The 16,313-nt window shown below is 34.7% G+C and carries 12 protein-coding genes and 3 pseudogenes; 4 read left to right on the top strand and 11 right to left on the bottom strand.

Annotation, left to right across the window (positions count from 1 at the left end; genetic code table 11):
* Nucleotides 1-120 precede the first annotated feature (120 nt).
* Entirely contained in the window at nt 121-1,794 is a 1,674-nt protein-coding gene (locus BPMYX0001_RS07875) for a ribonuclease J (protein WP_006094418.1), read from the bottom strand.
* A 108-nt stretch (nt 1,795-1,902) separates the two neighbouring features.
* On the opposite strand from BPMYX0001_RS07875, the pseudogene BPMYX0001_RS34690 reads away from it, so the two are divergent.
* Nucleotides 1,903-2,130, top strand: a pseudogene (locus tag BPMYX0001_RS34690) (hypothetical protein); the annotation flags it as partial.
* Between the two features lie 75 nt (nt 2,131-2,205).
* On the opposite strand, the pseudogene BPMYX0001_RS07865 reads toward BPMYX0001_RS34690, so the two are convergent.
* The 6 genes and pseudogenes from BPMYX0001_RS07865 to BPMYX0001_RS07840 all read right to left on the bottom strand — a co-directional run.
* Nucleotides 2,206-2,649 (bottom strand): annotated as a pseudogene (locus BPMYX0001_RS07865) (LysE family translocator); the annotation flags it as partial.
* A gap of 96 nt (nt 2,650-2,745) precedes the next feature.
* Nucleotides 2,746-3,678, bottom strand: a complete 933-nt coding sequence (locus BPMYX0001_RS07860) for a response regulator (protein ID WP_003196687.1) — start codon at nt 3,676-3,678, stop codon at nt 2,746-2,748.
* A gap of 1 nt (nt 3,679) precedes the next feature.
* The gene (locus BPMYX0001_RS07855; protein ID WP_006094415.1) at nt 3,680-4,993 is read right to left on the bottom strand and encodes an ATP-binding protein; all 1,314 of its coding nucleotides are present in this window, start codon (nt 4,991-4,993) and stop codon (nt 3,680-3,682) included.
* Between the two features lie 73 nt (nt 4,994-5,066).
* A complete protein-coding gene (gene malS / locus BPMYX0001_RS07850; protein WP_097814825.1) occupies nt 5,067-6,800 on the bottom strand; it encodes an oxaloacetate-decarboxylating malate dehydrogenase in 1,734 nt (577 codons plus the stop codon).
* A gap of 52 nt (nt 6,801-6,852) precedes the next feature.
* Nucleotides 6,853-8,292, bottom strand: coding sequence for an aspartate ammonia-lyase (gene aspA / locus BPMYX0001_RS07845; RefSeq protein WP_003196682.1), 1,440 nt, complete (start codon nt 8,290-8,292; stop codon nt 6,853-6,855).
* Between the two features lie 24 nt (nt 8,293-8,316).
* Entirely contained in the window at nt 8,317-9,588 is a 1,272-nt protein-coding gene (locus BPMYX0001_RS07840) for a cation:dicarboxylate symporter family transporter (protein WP_003196680.1), read from the bottom strand.
* Nucleotides 9,589-9,967: 379 nt separating this feature from the next.
* Here BPMYX0001_RS07840 and pyrH point away from each other — a divergent pair, with 379 nt between their 5' ends.
* On the top strand, nt 9,968-10,711 hold the full coding sequence (gene pyrH / locus BPMYX0001_RS07835; protein ID WP_003196676.1) for a UMP kinase: 744 nt from the start codon (nt 9,968-9,970) through the stop codon (nt 10,709-10,711).
* Nucleotides 10,712-10,884: 173 nt separating this feature from the next.
* On the opposite strand, the gene BPMYX0001_RS07830 is transcribed toward pyrH, so the two are convergent.
* Nucleotides 10,885-11,553: a nucleoside/nucleotide kinase family protein gene (locus BPMYX0001_RS07830; protein WP_033798795.1), complete on the bottom strand. Its 669-nt coding sequence runs from the start codon at nt 11,551-11,553 to the stop codon at nt 10,885-10,887.
* Between the two features lie 310 nt (nt 11,554-11,863).
* Here BPMYX0001_RS07830 and BPMYX0001_RS07825 point away from each other — a divergent pair, with 310 nt between their 5' ends.
* Nucleotides 11,864-12,286: a GNAT family N-acetyltransferase gene (locus BPMYX0001_RS07825; RefSeq protein ID WP_003196672.1), complete on the top strand. Its 423-nt coding sequence runs from the start codon at nt 11,864-11,866 to the stop codon at nt 12,284-12,286.
* A gap of 100 nt (nt 12,287-12,386) precedes the next feature.
* Here the strand turns inward: BPMYX0001_RS07825 and cls are convergent, their stop codons facing one another.
* Entirely contained in the window at nt 12,387-13,598 is a 1,212-nt protein-coding gene (gene cls, locus BPMYX0001_RS07820) for a cardiolipin synthase (RefSeq protein WP_006094412.1), read from the bottom strand.
* A gap of 85 nt (nt 13,599-13,683) precedes the next feature.
* On the opposite strand from cls, the pseudogene BPMYX0001_RS30455 reads away from it, so the two are divergent.
* A pseudogene (locus tag BPMYX0001_RS30455) lies at nt 13,684-13,968 on the top strand (lipase/acyltransferase domain-containing protein); the annotation flags it as partial.
* 63 nt (nt 13,969-14,031) lie between these two features.
* On the opposite strand, the gene BPMYX0001_RS07815 reads toward BPMYX0001_RS30455, so the two are convergent.
* Nucleotides 14,032-15,177, bottom strand: coding sequence for an ABC transporter permease (locus BPMYX0001_RS07815; RefSeq protein ID WP_006094411.1), 1,146 nt, complete (start codon nt 15,175-15,177; stop codon nt 14,032-14,034).
* A gap of 1 nt (nt 15,178) precedes the next feature.
* The gene (locus BPMYX0001_RS07810) at nt 15,179-16,288 is read right to left on the bottom strand and encodes an ABC transporter permease (RefSeq protein WP_018782469.1); all 1,110 of its coding nucleotides are present in this window, start codon (nt 16,286-16,288) and stop codon (nt 15,179-15,181) included.
* Between the last annotated feature and the right edge of the window lie 25 nt (nt 16,289-16,313).

Below are 16,313 nucleotides of genomic sequence, written 5' to 3'. Positions count from 1 at the left end.
TAACGTTATATAAAAAAAACATTAGAATACAAACATTTCTAATGTTTTTTATCTACTCTTATACAACATTTTACATGTATACACAGTAATATCAAACAGCAATTACTTAAAACAGTCCGTTTAAACTTCAATTATTATAGGAAGAATCATTGGTTTTCTTTTTGTATGTGAGTATACAAACTGTCCAAGTACTTCTCTTATTTCTTTCTTAAGAACATTCCATTGACTAACATTTTCTTTTTGTAAATTGTTAATGGTTGTTACAACCAATTGGTTAATCCTCTGCAAAAATTCTTCCGAATCACGAACATATACAAATCCACGAGAAATCATATCCGGACCAGAAATAATTTTCCCTTCTGTTTTACTAAGTGTGATAACTATAACAAGCATACCATCTTCAGAAAGCTGTTTACGATCGCGTAAGATTGCGTTTCCAACATCTCCAATACCCAATCCATCTACGTATATATTTCCTGCAGGTATTCGTCTGGATTTCCAAGCGACTTGATTCTTTATATCAACAACATCACCATTACTAATAACATAAATATTCTCTTTCTTAACACCAACGGACTCTGCTAATAGACTATGATGATGTAACATTCTAAATTCACCATGAATAGGAATGAAATATTTAGGTTTCATTAAAGTAAGCATTAATTTTAATTCTTCTTGATAGGCATGTCCAGAAACATGCATTCCCGTTGAACTGCCCGATCCATAAATAACATTGGCTCCCAATAAAAATAAATTATCTATAATACGTGAAACATTACGTTCATTTCCTGGGATAGGAGTTGCGGCTAAAATGACAGTATCTTCAGATAGGATATCTACCTGTCGATAGTTTCCACTGGCTAAACGGGATAAAGCAGCCATAGGTTCACCTTGACTTCCAGTACAAAGAATAGCTACCCTTTCTGGGTCCATTTGATTGATCTCATTTGCTTCTATTAACATTCCCTCAGGAATATTCAAATAACCTTGTTCTAAAGCAACAGACACTACATTAACCATACTCCTCCCAAGCAAAGCAAGCTTTCTATTCGTTTTTATAGCCGCATCTACCACTTGCTGTACGCGATTAACATTAGAAGCAAATGTAGAAACAATGACTTTTCTACGAGCTTTGATGAACGCTTCTTCAATGCGCTCACCTACAGATCGTTCTGATGGAGTAAATCCAGGGCGTTCTGCATTCGTACTTTCAGAGAGCAGAGCTAAAACGCCACCACTTCCGATTTTAGCCATTTTATGAATATCTGGGTATTGATTATTTACAGGAGTCAAATCAAATTTGAAGTCGCCTGTATGTACTACAGTACCTTCTGGTGTATAAAAAGCAATACCAAGGCAGTCAGGAATACTGTGATTCGTTTTAAAAAACGTCAAGCTTATTGAACCAAATTCAATAACCGATTCAGAATCAATAACAAATAATTGCGTTAAATTTTGAAGCCCATGTTCTTTTAATTTAATTCCAATTAAACCGATTGTTAATTTTGTTGCATAAATTGGTACATTCAATTGTTTTAATAGATACGGGATACCGCCAATATGATCTTCGTGTCCATGTGTAACAACTAAACCGCGAATTTTATCCTTATTTTCTTGCAAGTATGTAGTATCCGGGATAATCAGATCAATTCCTAATAAACTTTCATCTGGAAACTTAGAACCGCAATCAATTACCACAATATCATTTGAATATTGTATAGCATACATATTTTTCCCTATTTCATTTACTCCACCTAAAGCAAAAATGGATAGTGCATTTTCTACTGTGCTCAAAGTTAATCCCCCTTTGGGAAAACATTCAAATATATTCGAAGAAATATGGAATTCTTTTTTATGATTAACCTATCTAACTAAAGATTATTCTGATTTATAGCCGAATAAATATTTTTTCATATTTACATGAAAAGAATGGTTTTACATGAAGATGAAGATTTACGTCCGTCATCTAACATACATCATCGTGATAAATATGCTATGGAGTTTTCAGATGAATATGTGGATCACTCTAAGATACAAAAAGTGCATTCACCTGGAAAAGTGGAAGATACGAATGATAAAATAAATAATAGAAAAGGTGGCTTTTGCCATTCCAAAAAAGACATACTCTAATTATATTTTTAAAAGGATAGCTAAGGCATAATTATTTTCTTCCTTGGCTATCCTTCTCTTATATGAGATCCCCCCCCCTTTAATTGCTTCATATCCAAACCCAACTAAAACAATTCCCGCAAAAATAGAAATCCATTTCATCATACGGTTATTTACAAATCTTCTTCCAAAATGAATAGAAGTCGCCATAAATAAGTCCCAAATCATAATCCCAACAAATATTGTAATGCTGTACAATAACGCTTGTTCTTTGCCTACTGCACCAATCGCACTTGTTAAGACAGCTCCGTAAATGCCAATCCAAAATATAATATTAAGTGGATTAGAAATTGCAATTAAAAATCCTGAAGCAAATGATTTCATTGGGTGTTCTCTTTCTCCATTCCCTTTACTCTCCACCTGCTTAGAAGCATCTTTTATACTTTCATATCCAAGATATAGTAGCGTAAAAAAGCCAAATATCCAAATGATTAACTTCGCACCAGGTGTTGTTAAATAGACAGAAACACCAAAATAAATTTATATTCAATTACACCCTTTTATTACTATTAAATGGATAATATTCAAAATTTTAATCATAGAAAAAAGGACGCTCATTTGTAAGCATCCTCTTTTCTATTCTACCTCCATCAACCTTTTCGCCTCAAAATACAACACTTGAATAAACTTCTTCGTATTAATTCTCGTATGCCCGGAAGTTGCTAGTTCTTCCTTCGTCATTTCTGTCATACGTTTACGAACAATGGTAAAATCAAAAAATTTCGGAGCGTAGCTTTCAAATTTAGGGTTTGAAAAATCAGTTAAACCCAGAGAGGCCAAATGATTTAATGACTGATAAATCGCTCGGCGCACCCTTTGTTCTGAAGCTTTTCTTTCTTTATCAATTTCCGTTTCTGAGGCTGCACCACCTAATTTTTTGACCGTAATATAGTGAAAAATATCTTTCAATGCTGGAAAACCATATTCAAATGTTTTTTCCTTTTCTTGTCCCAATAAATATTCCAACATACTAAGTAAATCTTTACTTCCATTCTCTCCAGCAATACCAAGTTCTGATAATAAATAGCGACCTGAGTCCATTATCTTCTTCTCTTCTAGCAACGGTTCATTTCGCACCTGCGGTTGTTCCCATTGAAAGACGTTATTCAGTGATTTTTGAATATCTTGTATAGATCGCTCCAGACGAATACGATCCATCACTTTTCGCACAACAGATACAACCTCAATTTTATTTAATGGTTTTGTAATATAATATTCAACACCTAGAGAATACGCTTCTCCAATTAATTGTTTCGACTCAACTTGAGAAATCATAATTATTTTTCCTGTAAACGACGGTGCAATATGACGTACTGTTTCAATGCCATCGCGAATTGGCATTAATAAATCAATAAATAAAATATCTACCTTTTTAAAATTCAACTGATCTACTTCAACAAAAGCACCATCTTCCGCTTCTCCCACTACTTCTCCAAGATCACCATCTTCAATAATTTGTGATAGCATAGAGCGGAATACTTCATCATCATCTACGATATAATAAAACACTCTATTCCCCCTCTCGCGTTAAACTAGACTCTGGTAAACGGACAATAAACTTGCATCCTCTGCCGCTCTCCCTGCATTGCAGATTCACTTCTCCCCCAAGTTCTGTAACCATCTCTTTTATATAAGAAAGACCAATTCCTGTAGATGGTGTACCTGTTTGATCATACTTCGACGTAAAACCTGGTTTAAATACGAGTTTTTTATATTTTGGTGAAATACCGGGACCATCATCTATTACTTCAAACATTATATTTCTTTCTTGTTTATATGTCTTTATTATAATTGTACCAGTGTTCTCAATTGCTTCAACAGCATTTGCCACTAAATTATTTAATATCGACAATACAGTATAAACATGATATTCCTCATGCTCACCTTCTATGTTTTTAGAAAATGTTATCTCTTTCCCTAATAGCTGGGCGTACTTCTCATTTATCCTGACAATCATTTCTGTCAACTCATGACCTTCTATGTATTCAGAAAGATTTTTATCTAATAAAAGCTTTGATAACCCCGCAAAAATTCTTTGATTGTCTTTTTTTATTTCGTGTACTTCCCCAGCAATTTTTAATACTTTTTTACTATGTATTTCTATGCCACCTGCATCATTACTAGCTTGTAAATTTCGATATAATTGATATGCTTCTTGTGTAATTAATTCTGCATTTTGAAGTGTCTTTTTTAAATGAACAGATTCCACATATAAGTTAGAAAGATGCATTAACATTTTTTCATTTTCTTTCCGGACTTGTGCTTCCTTTAATTTCGTTTCATATAGACTCATCATATTTAAGAAACCAAGGGCAAAGAAGCTTCGAAAAACAGCGATAATAATCAATTTATTTATTTCAGAAATCGTAATTGTTGTACCAAGCACTAAAACATGATAAAAAGTAAGTTCTGACATACTTGCTATAATCTCAATTGTAATCCCAAGGCACCCTATTATAAATGGTTTCTGATGAAATTTATTCACTCTACATAATGAAAAAAGACTTCCATACACAAAATAATAAAAGAACACTGGATAACGCAAATAAAAAGAATCAGTTATATGAAAAGACCCTTGTAGCATCCAATCAAGACAAATCCGAACTCCTACCACCGATAACCCGACGAATACACCGGCTACTGCCGCTGGTATTTTACGTAAAAATAACAATAAAAAGAAAAAGATTGGCGTCCCAAAACTTACACGAAAGGTATCATTAAACGGATGAAAATTTAATTCTCCGGCAATTGGAACAATTAATATTAAAATAATTAAAAGGGACATATCTTTCTTCCACAATTGATTCCAATTCAAAGATGCCACTTCCTATTTATGAAATATATTTTTCAAAAATTGAACAAGGAAAGCCCGCTTATAATATAAACGGGCTTTATTTCTATATTGTTACCTGTTTAGCTGCTTTTACTTGGCGATATTCAGGTTGCCACATTGCCTCTTTAACAGCTTCTCTGATATCGTTATCACTGAATTCCTCACGAGTAACCCCTTCAGCAACTGCTGCTTTAGCTACTTCAATTGCTACTATCTCTGAGATGTTACGTAGTTCTTCTACCTCCGGAAGAATAGGTGCTCCTGGTTGACTTGTATCTACCATGCTTGCCACTGCTTCTGCTGCTGCTGCAAACATACCATCTGTCATTACACTCGCACGAACAACAATTGTTCCAAGACCAAGCCCTGGGAAGATAAGCGCATTATTTGATTGTCCGATTACATACGTAACACCATCATATGTAACTGGCTCAAATGGGCTTCCAGTTGCCACAAGTGCCCGTCCTTCTGTCCAATGTATTAAATCTACCGGTTTTGCTTCTGCAAGCGGTGTTGGATTCGACATTGGTAAAATAATTGGTCGTTCTACATGAGAAGCCATTTCTTTTACAATTTCTTCTGTAAATGCACCAGCTACTGTTGATGTACCAATTAAAATTGTTGGTTGTACATGTTTCACAACTTCTGCAAGCCCAACCGTTTCACTTTGCTTCCATTCGTTCACTTCAGATTCCATACGTGTATATGGGAGTTGGAAATCAAGAAGACCTTCCATATTATCTGTAAGTAAACCATTACGGTCAATACACCAGAAGCGCTCGTTTGCTTCTTTCTCTGATAGCCCAGCACGAACCATCGCATCTCGCACTTGATCAGCGATTCCAATTCCAGCTGTACCAGCTCCAAAGACAACAACTCGGTGTTCACAAAGTGGGACACCTGAAGTTTTCACTGCTGATAATACAGCTGCAAGTGAAACTGCACCAGTTCCTTGAATATCATCATTAAATGTACATACATGATCACGATATTTGTCTAAAATTTTACGTGCATTGCGTGAGCTAAAGTCTTCCCAGTGCAACAATGCTTTTGGAAACTTGTTACATACAGCTTTTACAAATGTATCGATAAATGTATCATAGGCCTCGCCAGTTATACGAGGATGACGGTTTCCAATATAAAACGGATTACTTAAAAGATCCTCACGGTTCGTACCAACATCTAAAATAACAGGTAATACACGACTAGGATCGATTCCAACTGCTGCTGTATAAACTGCTAACTTCCCAATAGCAATATTAATACCACCAACACCCCAGTCACCAATTCCTAATATTCCTTCACCATCTGTTACAACAACTAAATCAATATTTTCAGCTGTTGCACCAATGTTAGAAAACGCTTCTTCTATGCCAGAAGGATCATTTATGGATAAATACACTCCACGTGGTTTACGATACTCATGACTATATCTTTGAATGGCTACACCAACAGTTGGCGTGTACACAATTGGAAGCATCTCACGTAAATGATCTGTAAGTAAACGATAAAATAACACTTCATTACGATCATGGAGTGCTGTTAAATATACGTTTTTTAATAAATCGTCTGGCTGTGAACAAAACTGTTCATACGCACGGCGTGCTTGTTCATCCAATGTTAATACCGCAGGTGGTAATAACCCTTTTAGCCCTAGTTCTTCTCTTTCTTCTTCTGTAAAAGCAACCCCTTTATTTAAAAGTGGTGTAGCTAATACTTCTACTCCTCTTAATGTCGTTTCTAATACACCATTAGAGGTAACTGTAAATTTACTCATACCATCCCTACCTTTATTTATATATGCCATTTCTATATTGTAAACAAAAAAGAGGGGAATGTCCCCTCCTCTTTTAATTTTTCTTTAAAAGAGTTGCTCCCGCAATCCCCGGATGTGTCATTTCATATGGATCTAAAATTAAATCTAACTCTTCTTGTGACAGCACACCATTTTTTAAGCAAAGCTCCCTAACAGATTGCCCTGTCGCAATTGCTTCTTTAGCAACGCGAGCCGCTGCTTCATAACCAATATGTGGATTCACTGCCGTAATAATTCCTACACTTTTCTCAACATATTCTTTCAAGTGTCCTTCATTTGCTTCAATTCCTTTTAGACAATTATCTGTAAAGGCACGGAAACCGTTATTCATAATACTAATCGATTGAAGTAAGTTGAAAACAAGTACTGGCTCCATAACGTTTAGCTCTAATTGACCCGCCTCTGACGCAAGACAAATCGTATGATCATTACCGATTACTTGGAACGCGATTTGATTAATCACTTCTGGCATAACAGGGTTTACTTTCCCTGGCATAATAGATGAACCTGGTTGACGAGCTGGAAGCATAATTTCTGCAAGTCCAACACGTGGACCAGATGCCATTAAGCGTAAATCATTCGCGATTTTGGACATGTTCATCATACATACTTTCAGTGCAGCTGATACTTCCGTATATGCATCTGTATTTTGCGTTGCATCTACTAAATCTTCCGCTCCAACAAGAGGTAGTTCACTAATTGAAGCTAAATGTTTTACCACCGCTTCAATATACTCAGGATCCGCATTTAATCCTGTACCAACTGCTGTTGCTCCCATATTTACTTCATATAAATGTTGACGGGATTGCTGAATTCGTTTCATATCACGCCCAATTACACGAGCATATGCTTTAAATTCTTGTCCAAGACGAATTGGTACAGCATCTTGTAAATGTGTGCGCCCCATTTTAATCACATGGTCAAATTGCTCTGCTTTTAATTCGAATACATCATGCATATAGCCCATTGTTTGTAGTAACACTTCTAGTGCATTTAATGTCGCAATATGAATTGCTGTTGGAAATGCATCATTTGTTGATTGTGCCATATTCACGTGGCTATTTGGACTAATATAATGATAGTCTCCCTTTTCCATTTCTAATAATTCAAGGGCACGATTGGCAATGACTTCATTCGCATTCATATTCATAGAAGTTCCTGCTCCGCCTTGAATCGGATCCACGATAAAATGATCATGCCATTTCCCTTCAAGAATCTCTTGTGCTGCTTCGGCAATTGCGCCACCTTTTTTCAGTTCCAATCTTCCTACATCAGTGTTCGCCAGCGCGGCTGCTTTTTTTACAATTGCTAAAGCTTTAATTAAACCTTCATGGATTTTATACCCTGTAATTGGAAAGTTTTCTACAGCACGCATCGTTTGAACTCCATAATAAGCATGCGTTGGCACTTCTTTTTCACCTAAAAAATCTTTTTCAATTCGTACATTTTTTGTAGTTTCAGTTAATGTTGCCACTATTACTCACTCCTCATCTATTTCTTATGCTGCTTCTGTTTGTTTGACTGTTTCTACATATTGTTTCGCTTTCTCATGATCAAATTCGCCTTCCCACTTCGACATCACGATGGCCGCTAATGCATTCCCTAATACATTGACAGATGAGCGAATCATATCTAAAATGCGGTCGATACCAGCAATTAACGCGATACCTTCTAACGGTAATCCCATTGAACCTAATGTTGCTAATACAACAACAAATGAAGCACCTGGAACTCCTGCCATTCCTTTTGACGTCAGCATGAGAACAAATAACAATGTAATCTGCTGCGTTAATGGCATGTGCACTCCATACATTTGAGCGACGAACAATGCTGCTAATGCTTGGTAAATAGCCGAACCAGTTAAATTAAATGTATACCCTGTTGGAATAACGAAAGAAGCAACTGCCTTCGGACAACCGAACTCTTCCATTTTTCTCATTATATTAGGTAAAACAGCTTCTGAACTTGCTGTTGTAAACGAAAGAATAAGTTCTTCTTTTAAAACTTTCATTAATGTAAAAATGTTTATCCCTACCATTCGTGCATTAATACCTAATACAACAATAACAAATAGTATAACAGTTACATACACAGCTAGCACTAATTTTCCTAAAGGAAGTAGTGTTGCCACACCAAATTTTGCAACCGTAACAGCAATCAGTGCAAATACACCAAATGGCGCAAACTTCATAACCTGATTTGTAACCCAAAACATCGCTTCGAGCACACCTTCAAAGAAATTAAACACCGGTTTTCCTTTTTCCCCAATTGCTGCAACTCCTAAACCAAATAACACAGAGAAGAAAATAATCGGTAATAAGTCTCCTTGTGCAATTGATTCAAATACGTTCTTTGGTACGATGTGAACAATCGTTTCTGCAAAACCTTTTTTCTCTGTTGCATCAGCCGTCTGTTTATATGATGAAATATCACTTTGCTGTAAGTTATTCATATCAACACCCGTTCCTGGATGGAACACGTTTGCTGCGATTAATCCCATTAAGATCGCGATTGTTGTGATAATTTCAAAATAGAGAATCGTCTTACCGCCTAATTTTCCGAGCTTTTTCATATCCCCTACACCAGCTACTGCAACAATCAGCGCTGAAATAACGATCGGTACTACAATCATTTTAATTAAATGGATAAATATATCCCCAATTGGTGTGATATAAGAAATTGCTGTTTTATTGCCATAAAAGATTGCCCCTACTACAATCCCTAAGACAAGTGCAACAAAAATCTGTGTTGCTAATCCGAATTTTTTCATATATTTTCATCCCTTCATGCGAACGCTTTCAATTTGTATTTACAAAAGCTTACTCACATAATATAGGCGAACCTACAAAATCAGACAAAAAACTACAGATTCGTCACAAAAAATTTGAATTTTTTTCTTTAAATATTCATTGACACCCTTTGAAGATAAAAAAATGAAAATAACATTGATAAAACACCAAATTATTTTATATAATCTGAAAAGTAAGTTTATTTGAACGTAAATGAGATGAAAAGGAGTTGATATTATGAAGAATCATACAAAAGATCTCATTATAGCTCTTCCTTTTTCTATTTCATTTTCTCGTAAAGGAGCAAAGGCATTCGCCTCTGCTCCTTTTTTATTGCCATATGTATAGGAGGGAAAATCCATGAAACCATACAAACGTGTTCTAATTAAATTAAGTGGTGGTGCTTTAGCTGATCAAGATGGAAATAGTTTCGGTTCCAAACGTTTAGAACATATCGCAACGGAGATTTTATCAATCGTCGATTTAGGTATTGAAGTTTCTCTTGTCGTTGGTGGAGGAAACATTTTCAGAGGAAACTTAGCTGAAGAATGGGGGATTGATCGCGTTGAAGCAGACAATATAGGGACATTAGGTACAATTATTAATAGTCTCATGCTGCGCGGTGTATTAACAAGTAAGACAGATAAAGAAGTACGCGTTATGACATCTATCCCCTTTACAGCCGTGGCAGAACCCTACATCCGTTTACGGGCTGTTCATCATTTAGATAAAGGGTATATCGTTATCTTTGGCGGCGGGAATGGGCAACCGTTCGTTACGACAGATTATCCGAGTGTCCAGCGAGCAATCGAAATGAATAGCGATGCCATTTTAGTTGCAAAACAAGGTGTAGACGGTGTTTTTACAAGTGACCCAAAACGAAATAAATCAGCAAAAATGTATCGTCATTTAAATTATAATGATGTCGTTCGAAACAATATAAAAGTGATGGATCAATCAGCCTTATTACTTGCTCGCGACTACCATTTACCAGCTCATATCTTTAATTTTGATGAACCTGGAGTTATGAAAAAAATATGCTTAGGTGAGCATATTGGCACATTAATTAATCATGAGTTAACGGAACTCGTAGAAGAAAAGTGACTTTTTCTAGAGTAAAAAAACTGCAACTTTGACTTTAAAAATAGGTGCGGTATTTTCCGCACCTTACTCTTTCTAAAAAAGTAGTATCATAACAATATAAAAAAACTGTGCCCCAATTATACACAATTCATGAAACGCCCTTCCAATAACTGTTATCAGTATCACTGTTACAATCACAAACTCTTAAATAAAACCTTCGGTGCTTCAATATCATTATTAATTAAAACTACCTCTGCACATTCCTTCGGTCCATGCTCTTCTATATACATATGACAAGCAGCGTGATACCTTTGTAAAAACATTCTCTCTGCCTTTTCTTTATTCCAAAAGTTTTTTGCTTCTCGACTCGAACCACGTTCTCTCGCAATTTCAAAATCCGTTTCTACGAATATTTTATAATCAAATAAATGTTGCAACTCTTTTTTTAATAAAAGAGTACCATCAATTATAAATACCATGTCTTTTGAAGCAAGTATGGGATCTGGTTCAATATACATATCCGTTTCTAAATCATGTGATCTCATATCATATCGCATATCACCACCAGGCCCTAACGGAATCAATAACCGCTCAGCAAATGCCTTATAATCATGAGCATCTTCATAATATCCTTTAGCCGATTCCTTACCTTGTGAATATCTAACTATTCTTGGATTATGGAAATTATCTATACTTGTTCGAACAGCTTTTCCTCCCTGCAAATGAATTTCTTTCTGTAACTCATTTGCAAATGTTGTTTTCCCAGAAGCTGTTATACCACTAACACCGACTCTTAAGGGATGATCTAATTTAACCATGAATATACGCTCTACAATCTCACGAATAATAGTTTGACGATTCAATTCCATCCTCCTCAACCATCTTTGTTTATCCTTCAAAAGATATTTTGATGAAAAAATACGTTTCGAGTATGAAATTTCATACAATTTATTCTCGCTTTTTAATTGTTATATGGTTTGAACAATTAAAATAACACTCTGAATGGTATTACTTTCAACACATTCACAATAGATGTTTTAAAAAACAATAACCAGAATATTAGGATATTTATGTTAAAATAAGTATATTGAGATGATGAAGATACGTATTCAAGAAAAAGTAATTCATTTTATATTCTAAATCATTTCACAAAAATTGCAGGAGGAGAAATTAATGAATTTACATATTACGAAAGAATTAAATGGAACTGATAAAAACAACGTTAACAATCGGCTTTATGAATATAATTTAAAGTATTTCCCAGTGGATTTAAGAGGTAGATACCAAGAGATTAATTTATTTCTTAAGGATGAAAACAGCAAGGTTCGCGGAGGAATATTAGGTGAAATTTGCTGGAATTGGTTAGAGATTCATACTTTTATAATTGATGAAGACATACGCAAACTAGGTTATGGGACTAAACTTTTATTAGAAATCGAACAAATAGCTTTAGAAAAGAATTGTGATTTCATAAAAGTGGATACTTTAAGCTTTCAAGCATTAGACTTTTATAAAAAGCACGGTTATCAAGAATTTGGTGTCCTTGATAATGTCGGCAGAGACTATAAACATTACTATTTAAAAAAAGACTTATAGATCATTTAATTTTTGAAAACTTGGATTGAAAACACTACAATGAAAATTAAAATGCTCAGAGAATAAACTCTAAGCATTTTAATTTTCATTTATATGATTCCTATAAATAATAATTAACCAACCATGCTATTTTTTCTTTACACTTCTCTAAAAATGATAAATTTGCAAAGAATGATGAAGTTATCTCCTTTGAATCTTGAAAATCTTGTGTTAACGCTTGATTTATTTGTTGAATCATCGGGCCACCATATACATAAAAATCCATCTCATCATTAATATGAAAACTACGCGAAGTGAAATTTGTTGTACCAATCACAGTTGTTTCGTTGTCGAGTATCATTGCTTTCCCATGAAACATCCCCTTTTTATATCCATATACAGTGATTCCATTTTCAATTGACTGACGAATATATGGGTAGGCTGCTTCTTTAATAAGCGGAACGTCCGGTTTGTAAGACCAAAGTATTTTTACCGATACTCCCCGCTTTCGTGCCTGAATTAAAGCATTCATAAGTTCTTTATCTGTCGGTATAAAATAGGGCGTGGCAATCACGATAGAACGCTTTGCTTCTTTTATTAATTCCATATACTTCGTAACAACTTTATGTCCATTATAACTAGACATAGTGTGTAACGTCTTTCCTTTAATAGTAGATTGAGCTGTTCTTGCAATTTCCTCTGAAGTATCCCGTTTCCAATCTAACGCAAACTGCTCCTCTAAATCCGTTACCCCTTCTCCCTGCAATCGCACATGATAATCTCGCCAATATCCAAAGCGCTTATCTTTCCCTAAGTATTCATTACCTATATTAAAACCACCACTATACCCTATTTTCCCATCTATCGTTGTAATACGGCGATGATTACGATGATGGAGCGAATAAAAAAAGAATGGGAACTCCGGTTTCCTGCTGTATGTAAAATGAACACCACTTGCCTGCAATTCATTTTTATATTTTCTTTCAAAAGATAAATCATTAATCCAATCAACCGATAAGTATACTTGTACCCCTTCTTCTGCTTTTTCCTTTAACAAATTTAAGAAAGTATGGCTACTTTTATCATTCGAAATGATATAGAAATACGTGAAGATAGAATCTTTCGCTTCTTTTATATCGGAAAAAAGCTGATGATATAGCGTTTTTCCCTCTACATATAATTGAAAATCACTATAACGAGGAGCATACTCTTTCCGTTGGTTTTTATCAGCTTCCACTTTCCTTCCTAGCGTTACATCAATATGCATCCAAACAACTAGAAAAATCACTACACTAATGATAATAGAAATAATACGTAATATCTTTTTTGCCATGTCAGTCCCCTTTAGCTTAGACTCACTTTCATTACATAGTGTTCAACAAAATCTAATTTTAATGCTCAATAAAAAGGAGGACGCTATGAAAAACAATACAAGAAAAAAACCTATCGTTTTTGTCCCAGGACTATTTGGCTCTATGAGCAATATAATTATTCCCAGCACAGGTGATTGGAATTTCGGAATCTCTGCGTTTGTATATGAGCCTTTCATCATGATGTTAGAAAACATGGGATACGAAAGAAATAAAAATCTTTTTATCTCTTTTTATGATTGGCGACAACGAATTCAGACCGCTGCTCAAAATTATTTATTAAAAACCATTAATTTAGCAAAACACATAACAGGATCCCATAAAGTAAATTTGAAAAGATACTTTAGATTACAAACATACAAAAAGGGATGCGGCACCATACCGCATCCCTTCCTATTACATAAAATTCCTCGCGTCATTATTACGACCAAACTTATAAATCGCAATTAAGAAGAAGGCAATTGCAAAAGCAAACAAAATTAAAATGTTTAAATATAAATCTGCAAATGGCGTCCCTTGTTGTAATTTTCCTATCGTATCTAATAACCAACGTTGAGGGAGAAAATCAGCTATTTTTTGCACGGATGTTGGCATAATTTCAAACGGAAAGAAGCATCCGGCAAGTAAGCACGTTGGTGTTATTATAATATTTTGCATAGCATTTGCAGAAGTTGCATTTTTCGCAAAAGATACAATGGCTAGTGACATACCAATTGCTACTAAAGCAAATATCATCAGTACGCCAATCATGACCATAAATGGCATATTGATATTCGTATGAAAAACGTTCGTCAGAAATAACACTGCGACAACAATTTGAACGACTAAAACAATCATATTAACAGCTACGTTAGATAATATAAATTTTTTCCCATCTATCGGTGTTGATAATAATCTAAAATACGTTCTATTCTCTTTTTCCTTTAAAATGAGTTCTGATAAATTCACCGCTGAAAACAACATAAACATAATGAGATAACCGACAGTTTGATTCGTCATATCTTTATTTTTTGAAATATCTTGAAGCGTCTCAGCTTTTACTTTAAATGAACTTTTTTGATAACCCGCATACATGTTATCAAACGTACTTTGATCATTTTGTGCGACTTTACTAATAGCAACTATATTATCAATATAATTATACAAGTATGATTTTACAAACCCTGTTACTTGATCACCTTTTATCGATGCAACCTCAATATGACTCGGTTTCCCATCTCGAACACTTTGTGAAAAACCTTTATTTAACGTAATTACTCCATCAAGTTTTTTCGAAGTAAGCTTATCTTCTACTTCTGATTCCTTAATCTTACTCACTTTCACATGATTTAATCCCTCTAAAAACTTCACCGTATCATTTGCTATATACTGATTTTCTTTATTTACAACCCCAATATTTAACTTCCCTTGCCCTACATTTCCATATATCGAAAAAGAAATTAAAGACCCTATTATTGGTAAACCCATAATAATTAGTAATCCTTTTTTATTTTTCAAAAGCACAGATAATGTTTTTTGTATAAGCCATAAAATATCATTCATACTATAACCCCTCCCGTCTGCGTAATGCGATAATCGCAAGCAATAAAAAGAGTGCTGAAATACCAAGATTTAAAAAGATAACGGGTAATGCAGCTCCTATGTCATTTGCATAAACAATTTTCATAATCGCTGTATTCGCCCATGTTAATGGTGATAAATTCGTAACTACATTTTCTTCAACTACGAAATATGCTCCTCCAAAAATAGAAGCTAATTGCACAACAACCATAATAATCGCTTTAGATGCTTCTCCTGTTTTTGTAATATATCCAATTCCTAATCCAAAGCTAATTGCAAGCAAGACTTCCGTTAATAAAATAAGAAAGATTACTCCAAGATGGTCACCCCAATTCGCCTTATAGACAAATTTACTAAAGAAAACGACGAGAAGTAGACAAAGCGTATTTGCTACAAGACTACCAAATATTTTTCCTATAAAAATTTCTGCTTTACTAACAGGTGCCGCAATTAAGCGATCACCCGTTTTTCTAAGTCGCTCTCCACGAATTAAATAACTTGCTCCCATCGCTGCATATAAAGCAATCATTGTCGTCATTACAATTGCATAGTAATCCATAGAACTTGGTTTTTTAGCAGCTTGTAAAGATGTTTCTTTTATATAATCATCATGATTTCCATTTGAGATAACTGTGCTAACCTTACTAAGATCCACTTTCGCAACTTCTACTGCTACATTGTACTTATCAACAAATGTCGTAAGCATCCCTTCAATGATACTTCCTTCAACACTATTTCGATCACTCTCATATAATTTCACACCGTCTTTATTCATTTCTAAATATCCGGCATATTTATTTTGTTTCACTTCTTCTTTGCCATCTATTTCATTTGAGGCTTTTTTAAAGTGAATTCCCGATTTACTTGTTTCTTTCGCAAATGCTTCAAATGATTGAGAGAACGTACTACTTGCTTCATCTTTATATAATACTTGTATATCTTTAATAGACTGGCCTTCCCCATTAAATGCATTCGTTAAAGCTGTTCCTAATACAAGCATAAGCACAATTGGGAATGCCAACATAAAAACTAATGTTCTAATATCCCGAAAGTCTCTTTTGATGTGCATAATCGCAATATTGAAGATGTTCAATCGATGAACCTCCCTTTTTCTCTTA

It is taken from the genome of Bacillus pseudomycoides DSM 12442, from assembly GCF_000161455.1.
Classification (GTDB): domain Bacteria; phylum Bacillota; class Bacilli; order Bacillales; family Bacillaceae_G; genus Bacillus_A; species Bacillus_A pseudomycoides.
This window is presented reverse-complemented; position numbering and strand designations above follow the sequence as displayed.